Origin of the sequence: Mycolicibacterium austroafricanum, from assembly GCF_902705885.1 — a bacterium.
GTDB lineage: Bacteria > Actinomycetota > Actinomycetes > Mycobacteriales > Mycobacteriaceae > Mycobacterium > Mycobacterium vanbaalenii_A.
Genome location: NZ_CACSIP010000012.1, coordinates 350,882 through 366,509, shown reverse-complemented (window position 1 = coordinate 366,509; position 15,628 = coordinate 350,882). Strand labels below are relative to the sequence as shown.

General features: G+C 68.2%; 16 protein-coding genes. 14 read left to right on the top strand and 2 right to left on the bottom strand.

The window, feature by feature from the left end; translation table 11 throughout:
- The first annotated feature begins 348 nt into the window (after positions 1-348).
- Entirely contained in the window at positions 349-687 is a 339-nt protein-coding gene (locus BEMPMBAN_RS10610; RefSeq protein WP_159230304.1) for a hypothetical protein, read from the top strand.
- A 1-nt stretch (position 688) separates the two neighbouring features.
- Here the strand turns inward: BEMPMBAN_RS10610 and BEMPMBAN_RS10605 are convergent, their stop codons facing one another.
- Entirely contained in the window at positions 689-898 is a 210-nt protein-coding gene (locus BEMPMBAN_RS10605) for a hypothetical protein (protein ID WP_159230303.1), read from the bottom strand.
- A gap of 137 nt (positions 899-1,035) precedes the next feature.
- Between BEMPMBAN_RS10605 and BEMPMBAN_RS10600 the strand changes: the two genes are divergently transcribed.
- From BEMPMBAN_RS10600 to BEMPMBAN_RS10575, 6 genes are all read left to right on the top strand, one after another.
- A complete protein-coding gene (locus tag BEMPMBAN_RS10600; RefSeq protein WP_337761817.1) occupies positions 1,036-1,716 on the top strand; it encodes a winged helix-turn-helix transcriptional regulator in 681 nt (226 codons plus the stop codon).
- Positions 1,717-1,867: 151 nt separating this feature from the next.
- Positions 1,868-3,463 carry an aldehyde dehydrogenase (NADP(+)) gene (locus BEMPMBAN_RS10595; protein WP_159230301.1) on the top strand — a complete coding sequence of 532 codons (1,596 nt, stop codon included), beginning with the start codon at positions 1,868-1,870 and terminating at the stop codon, positions 3,461-3,463.
- A gap of 30 nt (positions 3,464-3,493) precedes the next feature.
- The gene (locus tag BEMPMBAN_RS10590; protein WP_159230300.1) at positions 3,494-4,423 is read left to right on the top strand and encodes a 5-dehydro-4-deoxyglucarate dehydratase; all 930 of its coding nucleotides are present in this window, start codon (positions 3,494-3,496) and stop codon (positions 4,421-4,423) included.
- Between the two features lie 4 nt (positions 4,424-4,427).
- Positions 4,428-5,690: a glucarate dehydratase family protein gene (locus BEMPMBAN_RS10585; RefSeq protein WP_159230299.1), complete on the top strand. Its 1,263-nt coding sequence runs from the start codon at positions 4,428-4,430 to the stop codon at positions 5,688-5,690.
- 15 nt (positions 5,691-5,705) lie between these two features.
- Positions 5,706-6,188, top strand: coding sequence for a hypothetical protein (locus BEMPMBAN_RS10580; protein WP_159230298.1), 483 nt, complete (start codon positions 5,706-5,708; stop codon positions 6,186-6,188).
- The gene (locus BEMPMBAN_RS10575; protein WP_159230297.1) at positions 6,188-7,111 is read left to right on the top strand and encodes a LysR family transcriptional regulator; all 924 of its coding nucleotides are present in this window, start codon (positions 6,188-6,190) and stop codon (positions 7,109-7,111) included. Before BEMPMBAN_RS10580 ends, BEMPMBAN_RS10575 begins: the two co-directional genes overlap by 1 nt.
- 78 nt (positions 7,112-7,189) lie before the next feature.
- Here the strand turns inward: BEMPMBAN_RS10575 and BEMPMBAN_RS10570 are convergent, their stop codons facing one another.
- Positions 7,190-8,158, bottom strand: a complete 969-nt coding sequence (locus tag BEMPMBAN_RS10570; RefSeq protein WP_159230296.1) for a 2-hydroxyacid dehydrogenase — start codon at positions 8,156-8,158, stop codon at positions 7,190-7,192.
- Between the two features lie 311 nt (positions 8,159-8,469).
- On the opposite strand from BEMPMBAN_RS10570, the gene BEMPMBAN_RS10565 reads away from it, so the two are divergent.
- The 7 genes from BEMPMBAN_RS10565 to BEMPMBAN_RS10535 are packed head-to-tail and all read left to right on the top strand — an operon-like array spanning position 8,470 to position 15,615.
- Positions 8,470-10,050: an ABC transporter substrate-binding protein gene (locus BEMPMBAN_RS10565; RefSeq protein WP_159230295.1), complete on the top strand. Its 1,581-nt coding sequence runs from the start codon at positions 8,470-8,472 to the stop codon at positions 10,048-10,050.
- Positions 10,051-10,078: 28 nt separating this feature from the next.
- On the top strand, positions 10,079-11,008 hold the full coding sequence (locus BEMPMBAN_RS10560; protein WP_159230294.1) for an ABC transporter permease: 930 nt from the start codon (positions 10,079-10,081) through the stop codon (positions 11,006-11,008).
- A 14-nt stretch (positions 11,009-11,022) separates the two neighbouring features.
- On the top strand, positions 11,023-12,012 hold the full coding sequence (locus BEMPMBAN_RS10555) for an ABC transporter permease (RefSeq protein WP_159230293.1): 990 nt from the start codon (positions 11,023-11,025) through the stop codon (positions 12,010-12,012).
- On the top strand, positions 12,009-13,073 hold the full coding sequence (locus BEMPMBAN_RS10550) for an ABC transporter ATP-binding protein (protein WP_159230292.1): 1,065 nt from the start codon (positions 12,009-12,011) through the stop codon (positions 13,071-13,073). The genes BEMPMBAN_RS10555 and BEMPMBAN_RS10550 overlap by 4 nt, the downstream gene beginning before the upstream one ends.
- Before the next feature lies 1 nt (position 13,074).
- Positions 13,075-14,088 carry an ABC transporter ATP-binding protein gene (locus tag BEMPMBAN_RS10545; RefSeq protein ID WP_159230291.1) on the top strand — a complete coding sequence of 338 codons (1,014 nt, stop codon included), beginning with the start codon at positions 13,075-13,077 and terminating at the stop codon, positions 14,086-14,088.
- Complete coding sequence (locus tag BEMPMBAN_RS10540) at positions 14,085-14,807, top strand: sulfite exporter TauE/SafE family protein (RefSeq protein ID WP_159230290.1); 723 nt, start codon at positions 14,085-14,087, stop codon at positions 14,805-14,807. Before BEMPMBAN_RS10545 ends, BEMPMBAN_RS10540 begins: the two co-directional genes overlap by 4 nt.
- A 10-nt stretch (positions 14,808-14,817) precedes the next feature.
- Positions 14,818-15,615, top strand: coding sequence for an IclR family transcriptional regulator (locus BEMPMBAN_RS10535; protein WP_159230289.1), 798 nt, complete (start codon positions 14,818-14,820; stop codon positions 15,613-15,615).
- Positions 15,616-15,628: the final 13 nt, after the last annotated feature.

Below are 15,628 nucleotides of genomic sequence, written 5' to 3'. Positions count from 1 at the left end.
GGCGGGCGCGGCGCGGNCGGAGGCGGNNGCGAANATCGGCGGGATNTTCCCGGCTGCCCACTACGAGCGAATGTCTCGGCGCCTGGTGAGCTGCACTCACCACCCGCCGAAATTGTCGCTCGCCGTGGGCTGGGCGCGCACTCGCCCTGGGCTGGGCGCGCACTCGCCGTGAGGCTGGGCGCGCACTCGCCGTGAGGCTGGGCGCGCACTCGCCGTGGGGCTTGGGCGCCGAGCGCCGTGGGCTGCCCGCCGGGTGCGCTATCCCCAGAGCGGTCCCCATCCCCAGAGCCGTCCCCTACCGCCTCGCCACACAGCGGAAGTGTCAGCCCGAACCGGGACCCTGCGGTCATGCCCACCCGCCTGCGCGGCACCGACCTGCGCTACGTCGTCGTCGACCACGTCTACCGGCACGGCCCGCAGGCGATCCCGGAAATCATCGAGGAACTCGGCCACCTCGGCTTCACGGTCAGCGGCGATTCGTCCAAAACCATCTCCGACGCGCTTCGATGGGAGGTCAGACGCGGCAGGCTACGTCGACTCCGTCGCGGCTGTTACGGCCCCGCCGAAATGCCGCGAACCACTGCACAGCGCATCTATCGCCGAGCGATGACGTTGCGCGCCGAAGCCGACGTGGCCATGGGACGCACCGACGAGCGCTTCTGGCACACGCTCGGCGGCTACCTCTGAATCAGAGCCTGTACATCTCCCGCGCCATCGCTGACTGCTCGAAGATCGCATCGCGTTGCGGCGGGTAATGGTGCCGCGCCCTCGCGGCACGCGGCGAGGCCGCCACGGAGCCGGCGGCCACCCCCGCCGCGGCGGGATGCAGTCGTCGCAGCAGGGCGATGAGTGTCCAGCGCACGCCCGCCAGGGGTCTGGAATGAGAAATCGATGCCATTGCGGTTCACCTCATATTTCGTCTGCACCCGCAGGGGTGTTCACTCTCACTTCTGCAACGTAACATAAGAAAATGAAGTAGCAAACAGATAGTTAAGTTGAGGTCGAAAAAAGGAGGTCGCGAGTAGGATGCTGGGTATGGGGAGGCGGAGTTACGGTCAGTTCTGCGGCCTGGCGCACGCTCTCGACGTGGTCGGCGAGCGATGGACGCTGCTGCTCGTCCGGGAGCTCGGTTCCGGACCGAAGCGCTACACCGAGCTGGCCGAGGCGCTGGCGGGCATCGGGACCAGCTTGTTGGCCACCCGGGTTCGGCAGCTGGAAGCAGACGGCGTCATCCAACGCCGCCTCGCGCTCGACCAGCCGGGTTCGACAGTGGTCTACGAGCTGTCCGAGGCCGGCCGCGAGCTGGCCGCGGCGATCGTCCCGCTGGCGATGTGGGGAGCGCGCCACCAGATGGTCGAAGCCGATGCCGACTGCGAACTGTTCCGCGCGGAATGGCTGCTGACGTTCCTCGCCGCCGACATGCGCGAGGACGCGCCGAAGGACCTCGACGCGGTCTACGAGTTCAACATCGATGACAGCTGCGCGTGCCTGCGCATCCGCGGCGGCAGAGTGTCGGTGCGACCTGGCAAGAGCCCGACGCCCAGCGACGTGACCGTCCAGGCGGCGGCGCCGACCGTCGCGGCGCTGGTCGGGCAGAAACTCACCCTCGCCGAGGCCGTCGACGACGGCCTGCTCGACATCAACGGCGACCCCACCGCGGTCGCGGCCCTGCTGAGTGTCATCGACAAACGCCTCACCGACCTCCGGGTGGCGTAACCCTCGCCGGAACGGTATTCCAGGCGGTCGCACCTCGTTCTTTTGCGCCTGGAATACCGTTCCGGCGGGTCAGTGATTCATGCATGTCCTGCATCATTTAAGTGTCAAATGGTCTTGGACAGGAATTGATCGCACTCCTACCGTTGACGGCATGACTGTGACGATGACTCCCCACACCCTCACCGGTCAGATGATCATCGCCGGAACCCCCGTGCGCGGCACCGGCCGCGAGATCCGCGGCTTCGACCCGGCCGCCGGCAAACCACTCGAGCCGGTCTACCACCACGGCGACGCCACCAATGTCGACGCCGCGTGCGCCGCGGCCGCCGAAGCCTTCAGCGCCTACCGCGCCACCACCTCCGAGCAACGCGCGCAGTTCCTCGAAGCGATCGCCACCAACATCGAAGCCCTCGGCGAGGCCCTCGTCACCCGCACCGTCACCGAGACCGGCCTGCCGCAGGCACGCATCACCGGCGAGGTCGGCCGCACCACCGGTCAGCTGCGGCTGTTCGCCGCCGTGCTGCGCGAGGGCAGCTGGAACGGCGCCCGCATCGACACCGCCCAGCCCGACCGGACCCCGTTGCCGCGCCCCGACATCCGGCAGCGCTTCATCGCCCTGGGGCCGGTCGCGGTGTTCAGCGCCTCCAACTTCCCGCTGGCGTTCTCCGTCGCCGGCGGTGACACCGCCTCGGCGCTGGCCGCCGGCTGCCCCGTCGTCGTCAAGGCCCACGATGCACACCCCGGCACCTCTGAACTGGTCGCCCGCGCCATCAGCGACGCCGTCGCCCAGTCCGGGATGCCGGCCGGCACCTTCTCGCTGCTGTTCGGCACCGGCCAGGAGCTGGGCATCGCGCTGGTCAGCGATCCCCGGATCAAGGCCGTCGGTTTCACCGGATCACGTTCCGGCGGACTCGCCCTGGTCGCCGCGGCCGCCGCCCGGCCCGAGCCGATCCCGGTCTACGCCGAGATGAGCTCGATCAACCCGGTGTTCCTGCTCGGCGGCGCACTCTCGACCCGCGGAGCCGATCTCGGCAAGGCCTTCGTCGGCTCCCTGACCATGGGATCGGGCCAGTTCTGCACCAACCCCGGCCTGGTCATCGCCGTCGACGGGCCCGGCCTCGACGCTTTCGTCAGCGCCGCCCGCGAGGAGCTCTCGGGTGCTGCGGCCACACCGATGCTGACCCCGAACATCGCCCGCAGCTACGCATCCGGCGTCGAGTCGCTGTCACAGGCCGCACAGCTGGTCGCCCGCGGGCAAGTCAGCGGCAGCGAGGTCTGCGGGCAGGCAGCGCTGTTCACCACCGACGCGCAGAGCTTCCTGGCGTCGGAGGCCCTGCAGGCCGAGGTCTTCGGCTCGTCGAGCCTGATCGTGTGCTGCGCCGACATCGACGAGATGCACACCGTCGCACAGCGTATCGAGGGCCAGCTGACCGCCACCGTGCAGGCCGACGACTCCGATCTCGACCAGGCCGCGACGCTGCTGCCGTTGCTGGAGCTCAAGGCGGGACGAATCCTGTTCGGTGGCTGGCCGACCGGTGTCGAGGTGTGCCACGCGATGGTGCACGGCGGACCGTTCCCGGCGACATCGGACTCCCGCAGTACCTCGGTCGGAAGCCGGGCGATCGAACGCTTCCTGCGGCCGGTCGCCTACCAGAACGTCCCGAACACGTTGTTGCCCAGCGTGATCGCGGACGGCAACCCCGATCACCTGTGGCGGCGCATCGACGGCCAGCTCACGCAGGACTGACCCCAACCACACCACCAGGAGCTCCAGCACATGCGTCCCACCTTCGACGGCGTCCTGTTCTTTCCCGTCACCCCGTTCACCGATTCCGGCAACGTCGATTTCGACGTGTTGGCCCGCCACATCGCCAAGGGTGTCGAGGCAGGGCCCGGCGGCGTCTTCATCGCCTGCGGCACCGGCGAATTCCACGCGATGGATGAACAAGAGTTCGGCGAAGTCGTGCGCACCGCCGTCGAGGTGGTGGCCGGTCGGGTCCCGGTCTATGCCGGCGCCGGCGGCTCGGTGGCCCACGCCAAGCGGTTCGCCAAGGCCGCCAAGGAATCCGGCGCCGACGGGCTGCTGCTGCTACCGCCCTACCTCGTCGAGGTCCCCCAGGCCGGACTGGTGGACTACACCCGGGCCGTCGCGGGCGCGACCGACCTGCCGGTGATCGTCTACAACCGCAACAACGCCCGGTTCACCGAAGCGTCCGCCGTCGCCGTCGCCGAGATCGACAACGTCATCGGGTTCAAGGACGGCACCGGCAACCTCGACATGGTGGGGCGCATCGTGCAGGCCGTCACCGACGAGGTCGATCCCGACTTCCTGTTCTTCAACGGGCTGCCGACCGCCGAGACCACGCAGCAGGCCTACCGGGCGATCGGGGTGCCGCTGTACTCGTCGGCCGCCTTCGCCTTCGCACCCGATCTGGCGCTGGCGTTCTACGACGCGCTCAAGGCCGGTAACACCGGGTTGGCCGACGCGTTGCTTCGGGCGTTCTTCCATCCGCTGGTCCGGCTGCGTGACACGGTGCCCGGCTATGCGGTCTCGCTGGTCAAGGCTGGCGTCACGATGGCCGGCATTCCCGCTGGGCCGGTGCGTCCGCCGCTGGTGATGCCGACGCCGGAGGATCTCACCCAGCTGCAGTCGATCACTGCCGCGGGGCGCGCGGTGCTCGCCGAAGCGCTCTCCCAGGCAGTCTGAACCCATGCCGAGCAGCATCCGCATCACCGGCGCCCGCATCACCCCGGTCGCTTTCCGTGACCCACCACTGCTGAACACCGTCGGTATCCACCAGCCGTATGCGCTGCGGGCGATCGTCCAGCTCGACACTGACGCCGGTCTGGTCGGTCTCGGCGAGACCTATGCCGACAGCAGGCACCTGGCCCGGCTACAGGCTGCCGCCGAGGCGATCACCGGCCTGGACGTGTTCGCTCTCAACGCCATTCGGGCGGCCATTACGCAGCGGTTGCGCGGCGAAGACGCCGCGGTCGGCACCGCAGGCATGATCACCTCGGCGAGTGCGGTCGACCAGGTCCTCTCACCGTTCGAAGTGGCCTGCCTCGACGTGCAGGGCCACGCCTGCGGGCGTCCCGTCTCGGACCTGCTGGGGGGTAAGGTCCGAGACGCGGTCCCGTTCAGCGCCTACCTGTTCTACAAATGGGCGGCTCATTCCGGCGCCGAACCCGACCAGTACGGCGAGGCGCTCGACCCGGACGGGATCGTCGCCCAGGCCCGACGGATCATCGACGAATATGGCTTCACCGCAATCAAACTCAAGGGTGGGGTGTTCGCCCCGGAGGATGAGATGGCGGCCATCGAGGCGCTTCGGTTCGCGTTTCCCCAGCACCCGCTGCGACTGGATCCCAACGCCGCCTGGACGCCGCAGACCTCGATGAAGGTGGCGTCGAGGCTCGCCGGCGTCCTCGAGTACCTGGAGGATCCCACGCCGGGCCTGGACGGCATGGCCGAGGTGGCTATGCAGGCTCCGATGCCGCTGGCGACCAACATGTGCGTCGTCGCCTTCTCGCAACTGGCACCCGCGGTGGCCAAACAGTCGGTGCGCGTGGTGCTCTCGGATCACCACTACTGGGGTGGGCTGCAGCGTTCCCGGCTGCTCGCCGGAATCTGCGAGAACTTCGGCCTCGCGCTGTCTATGCACTCCAACTCGCACCTCGGCATCAGCCTGGCCGCGATGGTGCACCTGGCCGGCGCGACGCCGAACCTGACCTACGCGTGTGACACGCACTGGCCGTGGAAGACCGAGGACGTCGTGCGTCCCGGTGCGCTGGCGTTCGTCGACGGCTCGGTCCCGGTGCCCGAGACCCCCGGGCTCGGTGTGCAGCTCGACGAGGACGCGCTGGCCGCGCTGCACGAGCAGTATGTGCGCTGCGGCATCCGCGACCGTGACGACACCGGGTACATGCGCAGCATCGATCCGTCGTTTGAGGCCCTCAGCCCCCGTTGGTAGCCCTACGGTAGGCGTATGGCAGAGCAGTCTGCGGCGATCGACGTCGCCCATCCACCGGAGATCCTGCTTCGGGTCTTCAACCCCGTGTTGCGACGGGCGCTGCGTACCCCGCTGGGCGGCCGGATCGCCGAGTTCATGCTCGTGGAGTTCACCGGACGCAAGACCGGGCGGCGGTTCTCGGTTCCGGTCAGCGCTCACCACCTCGACGGCGACCTCTACGTGGTATTGGAGGCGCAGTGGAAGTACAACTTCCGCGACGGCGCCGACGCGCAGGTGTACCACCGCGGCAGGAAGACCGCGCTGCACGGCACGCTGATCACCGAGCACGCCGCCGTCGTCGACATCGTCCACCGGCTGTCCGGGGCCTACGGCCCGAAGAAGGCGCAACGGACGATGGGCATGAAGTTCCGCGACGACCGGGTACCCACCGTCGCGGAATGGGAGGAGGCCGTTCCCCGGCTCAAGATCGCCGCGATCAGGCTGGTACCGAAGGCCTGATGTTCTCACTCGCCCGGCTGTCGTGCTTCGTCGCCGTCGCCGAAGAGCTGCACTTCGGCCGCGCCGCCGAACGGCTGCACATGACCCAGCCGCCCCTGTCCCGCCAGATGCAGCAGCTCGAGAGTGAACTCGGCGTGCAGCTGATCGACCGCACCACCCGCACGGTGACGCTCACCCCTGCGGGAGCGGCGTTCCTGCCCGACGCGCGGCGGATCCTGCAGCTGGCCGAGGGAGCCGCCCAGACCGTGAAGCGCATCCCCGCAGGGGATCTGGGCACCGTGGTCGTCGGCTTCACCGCGGCGTCGGCGCACGCCGTTCTGCCGCGGCTGCTGGAGCGGGCCCGTGAGCGGCTGCCCGACGTGACGCTGGACCTGCGTGAGATGGTCACCGCCGCCCAGATCGAGGGGTTGATGTCCGGCGAGCTGGACCTCGGCATGGCACGCCCGCCGCTGAAGCGTCCGGGTCTGGTGTCGCGGCCGTTGCTGCACGAGCAGCTGGTCGTCGCGCTGCCCTCGGGACATCCGCTGACCGAGCTGCCGCGACAGTTGACGCTGACCGATCTCGACGGCCAGGACGTGGTGATGTACTCGCCGGTGCAGGCCCGCTATTTCAACGATCTGCTGATCAGCACGTTCACCATCGCCGGGGCGACGCCGAACTACGTGCAGTACGTGACCCAGGTGCACACCATGCTGGTGCTGGTGCGCTCCGGCCTCGGGATGGCGTTGGTGCCTGCCTCGGCGGCCACGCTACATCCCGAGGGTGTGGTGTTCCGGACCATCGGCGCGTTCCGCGATCGACCCGTCGAGCTCGACGCGGTGTGGCGGGGGGATTCCAGCAACCCGGCGCTGCTGCGGCTGCTCAAAGATGTATTGCCGCAACAGGAATGGACCACCGACGAGCTGGTCGAAGGCGTCGGCTGAGTTCCCCCGCCGGAACGGTATTCCGTGCGGTGGTCGCTCGCGATTCTGCGCCTGGAATACCGTTCCGGCGGGGGACTCCTAGCGAACCGGGGTGACGAGTTCACCTGTCGCGAGGAACGTGTCGAGGTTGCGCAGCGTCAGCGCCTCCATGGCCGCGCGCGTCTGCACCGTCCCGCTGGCCACATGCGGCAACAACACGACATTGTCCAAGCTCACCAGCACCGCCGGGACCTGCGGCTCATCGGCGAACACGTCCAGGCCCGCACCGGCGAGCCTGCCGTCCACCAGAGCCGATACCAGCGCGTCCTGGTCGACCACGCTGCCGCGCGCGATGTTGATCAGATAGCCGTCCGCACCGAGTGCGTCCAGCACCTCACGATCGACCAGGTTGCGGGTGCCGGCGCCTCCGGCCGCGGCCACCACCAGCACGTCCACCCCCTGGGCCAATTCCACCGGCGACGACGCGTAGGGGTACGGCGACCCCGCGACCTCGTGGCGGTTGTGGTAGGAGATCGAACACCCGAAAGCGTTCAGCCGCAACGCGATAGCGCTGCCGATCCGTCCGAGCCCGATGATGCCGACCCGGGTGTTGCTGACCTGCCGGGTCAATGGATAGTTCCCGTCGACCGGCCATCGGCCGGCACGCACATACCTGTCGGCGGCGGAGAACCGCCGAAGCGTGTCGATCATCAGACCCACGGCCGTGTCGGCCACACAATCGGTCAGCACATCGGGGGTGTTGCTCACCCCGACACCATGTGCGGCCGCAGCGTCGACGTCGGTGGTGTCGTACCCGACACCGAAGTTCACCACGGCGCCGAGGTTCGGCAGCGACCCCATCAGCGGTGCGTCCACACCGGTTCGACCCGACGTCACCACCGCGGTGACCTGTGCACCGTGCTCGGCCAGGAACGCCTCACGTGCTGCCGGCGCCTCGGGCAACATCCGGGCCGCGTAGTCATCGGCCAGGGTCTGCTCCAACGAGGGCTTGAGGGGGCCAACCTGCAACACGCATCGATTGTGTCGGAGGCCGCGAGGAGTACTCATAGTGCGCTCCACGCTACGACGAGCTGCGAATACCCGTCCACGTCCGAAATAGCATGGACTTATAGCTAATCAGCATTTCTGGAACGCATTCCGGCACCACCTCCGCATCCACCGCTCATGGCCGCGGGTAAAAGTCCAGTTCACGTCCGCTTTTCGCTGCCGACGGCGCCGCCGGGACGAGGCCCGAAAGCCCCGCGAAACGCCGTTCAGCTGGGGTTGACGCTGGTTCGAACGCGCTCATACCGTGTGGCTGGCATCACAGACTGCATCTACATACGTGGACGTCACGATCCCCAGCCCCGGGAGGACCCATGAAGCCAGCACCGAGCGATCGGCCCGCGTGGCCGCGTCAACGCCTGGTCGCCGCCATCGCCGGCGTCACCGTTGTCGCGACCGGCTGCACGGTCGCCAATTCCGGGGGCGGCGGCTACGACCCGGACACGCTGCGCATCGTGCTCTCCCAGGAGCCACCGACGCTGGAGCCCTGCGAGAGCTCACTGACCTCCACCGGCGTCGTGGTCCGCTCCAACATCACCGAGCCGCTCGTCGAGCGCGACCCGGACACCGGCGACCTGGAGCCGCTGCTCGCCACCGAATGGCGGCAGACCAGCCCGACCCAGTGGACATTCACCCTTCGTCCCGACGTGACGTTCTCCGACGGGGCGCCGTTCACCTCCGAGGACGCGGCCTTCTCGATCGACCGGGCGGTCAACTCCGACCTGCAGTGCAACGTCGACGGTTACGTCTTCGGCGACGAGGAATTGACCCTGCAGACCCCTGACCCCAACACCGTGATCGTCGGCACCAGCGAGCCGGATCCCATTCTGCCGCTGCGTATCTCATTCGTCGAGATCGTTCCGCGCACCACCAGCACCGTCGAGAAGGTGCGCGAGCCGATCGGCACCGGACCGTATGCGATCGCGGACTGGGAGTACGGGCAGAAGCTGACTCTGAGCCGCAACCCCAGCTACTGGGGTGAGGCTCCCGCGTTCGGCCGTGCCGAATACCAGTGGCGCAGCGAGGGCAGCGTCCGCGCCGCCATGGTCACCAACGACGAAACCGACATCGCCACCTCACTGGGACCCGAAGACGGAGCAGGCGATCTCGGCGTCCCGTTCCAGAACAACGAGACCACCGCGCTGCGTATGCAGGCCACCGAACCCCCGCTCGACGACTTCCGGGTGCGCCAGGCCATCAACTACGCGGTGAACCGCGCCGGAATCGTCAAGGCACTCTTCCGCGACCTGGGTGAACCTGCCGCCCAACTGATCCCGACGGGCGTCGTCGGATACAACGACGACCTCCCGATCTGGCCGCACGACATCGAGAGGGCCAAGGCGCTCGTCGCCGAGGCCAAGGCCGACGGCGTGCCCGTCGACACCCAGATCCGGTTGATCGGGCGCACCGCGCAGTTCCCGAAGATCGCCGAGACCATCGAGGTGATGCAGAGCGAGTTCACCGAGATCGGCCTCAACGTCCGGATCGAGATGATGGACACCGCCGCCCAGCTCGAGTACCAGCTACGGCCGTTCCCGGCCAACACCGGGCCGTACCTGCTGATGATCATGCACGGCAACCAGGCCGGCGACGCCGCGTTCACCCTCGACCAGTACATGCTCTCCGACGGTCCCCAAGCCGCCTATGGCACAGCGGAGTTCGACCGAAAGATCCGCGCCGCTGAGGAACTCACCGACAAAGCCCGCCAAGACGCGTTCGCCGAGCTGTTCGCCGAGGAACCACAGGAGATCATGCAGATGGCCTACCTCGCCCACATGCAGGGCATCCTCGGCAAATCCCCGCGGATCGCCTACACCCCGAACTCGGCGACCGGCGACGAGATGCGGTTGTCCGCGATGACCCCGGCCGGTACCGACCGCACCAACCAGTCCTGAGCTGTTCCGACGACCAGGAAGTCAAGTCATGTTCTCGTTCGTCCGACGCCGGATGTACACCAGCGCACTGCCGTTGATCATCGTGCTGCTGGGGGTCTTCCTGCTCGCCAGGCTCACCGGTGACCCCACCAACCTGTACCTGTCCGAGTCGGCGACCCCAGAGCAGCGCGAGGCGTTCGCCAACGCCAACGGGTTCAACGACCCGCTGATCACCCAGCTGGCCGACTACTTCAAAGGCGTGGTGCACCTGGACTTCGGCACCTCGTTGCGCACCGGGGAGTCCGCGTCCGAGATGGCACTGCGCGCGTTCCCCGCGACGCTGCAGCTGGCGTTCGCCACCATGCTGCTCGCCGTCATCGGCGCCGTCGTGATCGGCTGCTGGGCCGCGTACCGCCCGAACTCACTGGCCGACCGGTTCTCCAGCCTGCTGTCGATGACCGCAGCCAGCATCCCCGACTTCTGGTTCGCCATCACCGGGGTCTGGCTGTTCGCAGTGCTTCTCGGAGTGCTGCCCACCTCCGGCGTCGACGCCGGGATCCTGTCCTGGGTGCTGCCGATCGCGACGCTGATGATCCGGCCACTCGGGGTGCTCACCCAAGTAGTGCGCGGCGCAATGGTTTCCGCTCTGTCGGCGCCGTACGTGCGACTGGCCCGAAGCAAAGGCGCCGGGGACTTCCGCGTCGTCACCCACCACGCGCTGCGCAACGCTGCGGCGCCCGCGCTCACCGTCGCCGGTGACCTCGCGGTCGGCCTCATCAACGGCGCGGTGGTGGTCGAGGCAATCTTCGGCTGGCCCGGAATCGGCAAGCTGATGATCGACGCGATCCTGCAACGCGACTTCGCGGTGCTACAGGCCGCGGTGCTGCTCACCGCGGTCAGCATCTTCGTTCTCAACATCCTCATCGACGCCTGCTACGCGCTGCTCGACGCGCGGGTGCGCGAACCGGCACGGGTCTGACGGGAGACAACAGCATGACTCAAATCGACCAGGTTCCCGTCAAGCCGACTACCCCGATCGTCGGCGAGCCGGACACCGAGAACTCCGTAAAGCGGACCCGTTCGCTGTGGTTCCGGCTGCTGATCAACGACCGGGTCGCCGCCCTCGCGGCTGGCGTGCTGGGCGTGGTGTTCCTCACCGCGATCTTCGGGCCGATGCTCGTCGGCGAGCTCGCCACCCGTATCGACCTGGACAACTCCAACCAGCCGCCGTTCACACTGGCGCACGGCTGGGCCAACGTGCTGGGCACCGATCCGCTGGGCCGCAGCATGCTGGCGCGTCTGATCGTCGCCTGCCGCACCACGCTGTCGGTCGCGGTCCCGGCAGTCGTCATCTCCGCGGTGATCGGCTCCGCCGTCGGTATGTGGGCCGGCTTCTACCGCGGCTGGCGCGAGACGGTCGCGATGCGCATCGCCGACGTGATCATGAGCTTCCCGTCGCTGCTGCTGGCGGTCGTCGTCCTCTACGTCTTCTCACCGAGTGCGGCCAACATCGTGCTGGTGCTGGCCATCACCCGCATCCCGGTCTACCTGCGCACCGCGCGGGCCGAGTCCGCCGAGTTGGCCAGCCGTGTGTTCGTGGACGCGGCACGCACTTTCGGCGCCGGCGCCACCTCGATCATCGGCCGTCACGTGCTGCCGATCGTGCTGCCGACGCTGTTGACCGTCGCGACGCTGGACTTCTGCTACGTCATGCTGGCGGAGAGCTCGCTGAGCTTCCTCGGCATCGGCATCCAACCGCCCGACGTCAGCTGGGGTCTGATGGTCTCGCAGGGCCGCACCTATCTGCACACCGCGTGGTGGTTGTCGTTCTTCCCCGGGCTGGCCATCGTGATCACCACCGTGTCGGCCACCATCCTGGCCGCCTGGGCGAGGATCGCCACCGACCCCGGTCAGCGCTGGCGGCTGACTGTCCCGCAGAAGAGCCTGGCGAAGTTCACCAAGTCCGGGAAGGCTCGAGCATGACTGCACTCGCCGATCACCACGCCCCCGTCGACGCCGTCGGCGCCGCCCCGGTCCTCGAGGTCGACGGACTGTCCGTCGAGGTCCGCACCATCACCGGAACGCTGCGTGCGGTCAACGAGGTGTCCTTCACTGCCCATCGCGGCGAAACCCTGGCGCTGCTGGGCGAATCGGGATGCGGCAAGTCGATGACCGCGACCGCGCTGGTCGGGCTTCTGGAGCCGGTCGCCGACATCGTGGGCGGCAGCGCGCGGCTCGCGGGCCAGGACGGCACCGTCGACCTGCTCAAGGCCGACCGCAAGAAACGTCGCGCCATGGCCGGCACCGAGTTGGCGATCGTGTTCCAGGATGCGCTGACCGCGTTGAACCCGCTGTACACCGTGGGAACCCAACTGGCAGAACCGTTCCGGATCCATCAGGGCATGAGCAGCAAGGATGCCAAGGGCAAAGCCATCGAGCTGATGGCGCGCGTCGGCATTCCGCAGCCGGAGACACGGCTGAGTTCCTACCCGCACCAGTTCTCCGGCGGGATGCGCCAGCGACTGCTCATCGCCATGGCGGTGGCGCTCAACCCGAGTGTGCTGATCGCCGACGAGCCGACCACCGCGCTCGACGTGACGGTGCAGGCCCAGATCATGGCACTGCTGCGCGACCTGCGCACCGAATACCGGATGGCGGTCGTGCTCATCACCCACGACCTCGCGCTCGTCGCCGAGGAAGCCGACAGGGTAGCCGTCATGTACGCCGGCAACATCGTCGAAACCGGCACCGTTGCCGAGGTTTTCGGCAATCCCAAGCACCCCTACACCAAGGGGCTACTGAACTCGGTGCCCGTCAACGCCCGGCGCGGGGACGGACTCCGGTCGATCGGCGGGTCGCCGCCCGACCTGCACTCCATCCCGGAAGGCTGTGTCTACCAGGCCCGCTGCCCCATCGCGCAGGAGATCTGCGCCACCCGACGCCCCGTGCTCGACGACGTCGAAGCCGGAGCGGGCGCGTCGGCGACATCCCACCCGAGCCGCAAAGCGGCCTGCCACTTCCCGGAAGAGGTCTGCAATGTTTGAGATGCCTGGAACGCCCGAGAACCTGCTCGAGGTGCGCGACGTTCGCAAGTCGTTTCGGGTGCCGCACGCCGGCAAGAACAAGCTGTGCGCACTCGACGGCATCACGCTGGACCTGGCGCGTGGTGAGACGCTCGGTTTGGTCGGCGAGTCCGGCTGCGGAAAGTCCACGCTGGCAAGGACATTGCTGATGCTCGAACGGCCCGACGAAGGGACCGTGCGCTTCGACGGAGTCGACCCGTTCGGTCTGCGCGGCGCCGAGCTGCTGAAGTTCCGCAGCCGGGTGCAGATGGTGTTCCAGGACCCCTACGCGTCGCTGAACTCCCGGATGTCCGCGGCGGAGATCATCGCCGAACCGTGGCGCAGCCACAAGGGCTTGATCAAGGATCGCCGCGACCGTGACATGCGGGTGCGGGGTCTGCTGGATCTGGTCGGCCTGGGAGCCAAGGCCGCCGACAAGTATCCGCAGGAGTTCTCCGGCGGGCAGCGTCAACGCATCGGCATCGCCAGGGCCTTGGCGTTGAGCCCCGACGTCATCATCTGCGACGAGCCCGTCTCCGCGCTCGACCTGTCGGTACAGGCCCAGGTCCTCAACCTGCTCAACGATCTGCAGGAACAGCTGAACATCAGCTACATCTTCATCTCCCATGACCTGTCAGTGGTTCGTCACGTCGCCGACCGCGTCGCGGTGATGTATCTCGGCCGGATCGTCGAGACCGGACCCACCGAAGCCGTTTTCGAGCGCTCCAACCATCCCTACACCGCGGCCCTGATGTCGGCCGCGCCGACGCTGAACAGTGAAGCCCGCAAGCAGCGGATCCTTCTCCAGGGGGAGGTTCCCTCGCCGATCAACCCGCCGTCGGGCTGCCGCTTCCGCACCCGCTGCTGGAAGGCCACCGACGTGTGCGCGAGGGCAGCGCCGGCCGGCGTCGCGGACCCGCAGATCCCGGGGCACAGCGCCGAATGCCACCACCCGATGCTGCTGGAGGGGAGTGGACTTGAGACAGTACCGGCGTGAGCATCCCGGGGTATTGCGTCCTGGCAGCAGCGATCGTCCTGGCGTCGGCCTTGCAGTCCTCCATCGGCTTCGGCATCGGGATGTTCGCCGCGCCGATCGTGGCGCTGGTGGACCCCGCACTGATCCCCGCCACCCTGATCATGGTCGCGACGCTGGTCACCTTGATGGTGGTGGTCCGCGAACGCGAGTCGATCGACCTGGCGGGTACCGGCTGGGCGCTGACCGGCCGATTGCCCGGCACCGTCGCGGGGGCGCTGCTGCTGGCGGTGCTGCCGCACCGCGCGTTGGCGATCCTGCTGGCCGGCGTTGTGCTGGGTGGGGTGCTGCTGACCAGCAGCGGCTGGATTCCCGCGGCACGGCGACGCAACGTGGTGCTGGCCGGAGCAGCCTCGGGTCTGCTGGGCACCGCGACGGCGATCGGCGGTCCGCCGATGGCGCTGGTATGGCAACGCAACAGCGGTGCGCAGTTGCGCGGCACGATGAGTGGTTTCTTCCTGATCGGCTCGGTGATGTCGCTGATCGTGCTGGCTGCCACCGGTGCGATCACCACACACATTCTGTGGGGCTTCGCCGTGCTGATCCCCGCGGCTGTGCTTGGCTATCTGCTCTCGCATGTGCTCAACCGGCACCTGAATCCGGTTCGACTGCGTCGGCTGGCGATCACCGTCTCGGCGGCGGGGGCCATTCTGCTCATCGGCCGCGAGTTGCTGTCGATGTGAGGAGCCGGCGGTGACAGAGGACATCTCGGTGCGCAAGGTCAAGTCCGCGGTGCGCACGGTCGAACTCCTCGAGTACCTCGCCGCCCGCCATGACGAGCCCGCGCGGTTACGGGAGATCAGCGACGCACTCGGCATGCCCCGCAGCAGCGCCCACGCCCTGCTGCGCACGCTGGTCGGCCAGGGCTGGGTGCGCTCCGACAACAGCGGCACCCTCTACGGCATCGGGATCCGCGCTCTGCTGGTCGGCACCAGCTACCTGGACGGCGACCCCTATCTCCCGCTGATCACCCCCTTCCTCGACGACCTGCGCGCCCAGTGGGACGAGACGTTCCACCTCGCCCGCCTCGACGGCACCGACATCGTGTACCTGGCCACCCGCGAGTCCAAGCAGTACCTGCGCACCGCCAGCCGGGTGGGCCGGCGGCTTCCCGCCTACGCCACCTCGCTGGGCAAGGCGCTGCTGGCCGAACGTTTCGGCCCGGACCGCGACGAGCACGTCCCGGCCGAGTTGCAGAGCCTGACGCCCCGGACGATCACCGACCGCGCCGCCCTCGACCGGGAGCTCGACGACGTGCGGGTGCGCGGCTACGCCCGCGACGACGAGGAGAACACCACGGGGCTGTGCTGTTTCGCGGTGCCGCTGCGCTACTGCAAGCCGGCGCAGGATGCGATCAGCGCCTCGGTGCCCGTCGACCGGCTGACCCCGCAACGTGAACGCGACCTCATCGACGCGCTACAGACGCAGGGAGACAAGGTGACCCGCGTGGTCCGCCCGGTCGCCAACGGCGACCGCTGGTTCGCGTCATGACCGCCAGCAGACC

Bases quoted from the DNA above. Each gene is read 5' to 3' on its own strand.
- BEMPMBAN_RS10610 (WP_159230304.1), top strand. From the start codon at position 349: ATGCCCACCCGCCTGCGCGGCACCGACCTGCGCTACGTCGTCGTCGAC.
- BEMPMBAN_RS10605 (WP_159230303.1), bottom strand. From the start codon at position 898: ATGGCATCGATTTCTCATTCCAGACCCCTGGCGGGCGTGCGCTGGACA.
- BEMPMBAN_RS10600 (WP_337761817.1), top strand. From the start codon at position 1,036: ATGGGGAGGCGGAGTTACGGTCAGTTCTGCGGCCTGGCGCACGCTCTC.
- BEMPMBAN_RS10595 (WP_159230301.1), top strand. From the start codon at position 1,868: ATGACTGTGACGATGACTCCCCACACCCTCACCGGTCAGATGATCATC.
- BEMPMBAN_RS10590 (WP_159230300.1), top strand. From the start codon at position 3,494: ATGCGTCCCACCTTCGACGGCGTCCTGTTCTTTCCCGTCACCCCGTTC.
- BEMPMBAN_RS10585 (WP_159230299.1), top strand. From the start codon at position 4,428: ATGCCGAGCAGCATCCGCATCACCGGCGCCCGCATCACCCCGGTCGCT.
- BEMPMBAN_RS10580 (WP_159230298.1), top strand. From the start codon at position 5,706: ATGGCAGAGCAGTCTGCGGCGATCGACGTCGCCCATCCACCGGAGATC.
- BEMPMBAN_RS10575 (WP_159230297.1), top strand. From the start codon at position 6,188: ATGTTCTCACTCGCCCGGCTGTCGTGCTTCGTCGCCGTCGCCGAAGAG.
- BEMPMBAN_RS10570 (WP_159230296.1), bottom strand. From the start codon at position 8,158: ATGAGTACTCCTCGCGGCCTCCGACACAATCGATGCGTGTTGCAGGTT.
- BEMPMBAN_RS10565 (WP_159230295.1), top strand. From the start codon at position 8,470: ATGAAGCCAGCACCGAGCGATCGGCCCGCGTGGCCGCGTCAACGCCTG.
- BEMPMBAN_RS10560 (WP_159230294.1), top strand. From the start codon at position 10,079: ATGTTCTCGTTCGTCCGACGCCGGATGTACACCAGCGCACTGCCGTTG.
- BEMPMBAN_RS10555 (WP_159230293.1), top strand. From the start codon at position 11,023: ATGACTCAAATCGACCAGGTTCCCGTCAAGCCGACTACCCCGATCGTC.
- BEMPMBAN_RS10550 (WP_159230292.1), top strand. From the start codon at position 12,009: ATGACTGCACTCGCCGATCACCACGCCCCCGTCGACGCCGTCGGCGCC.
- BEMPMBAN_RS10545 (WP_159230291.1), top strand. From the start codon at position 13,075: ATGCCTGGAACGCCCGAGAACCTGCTCGAGGTGCGCGACGTTCGCAAG.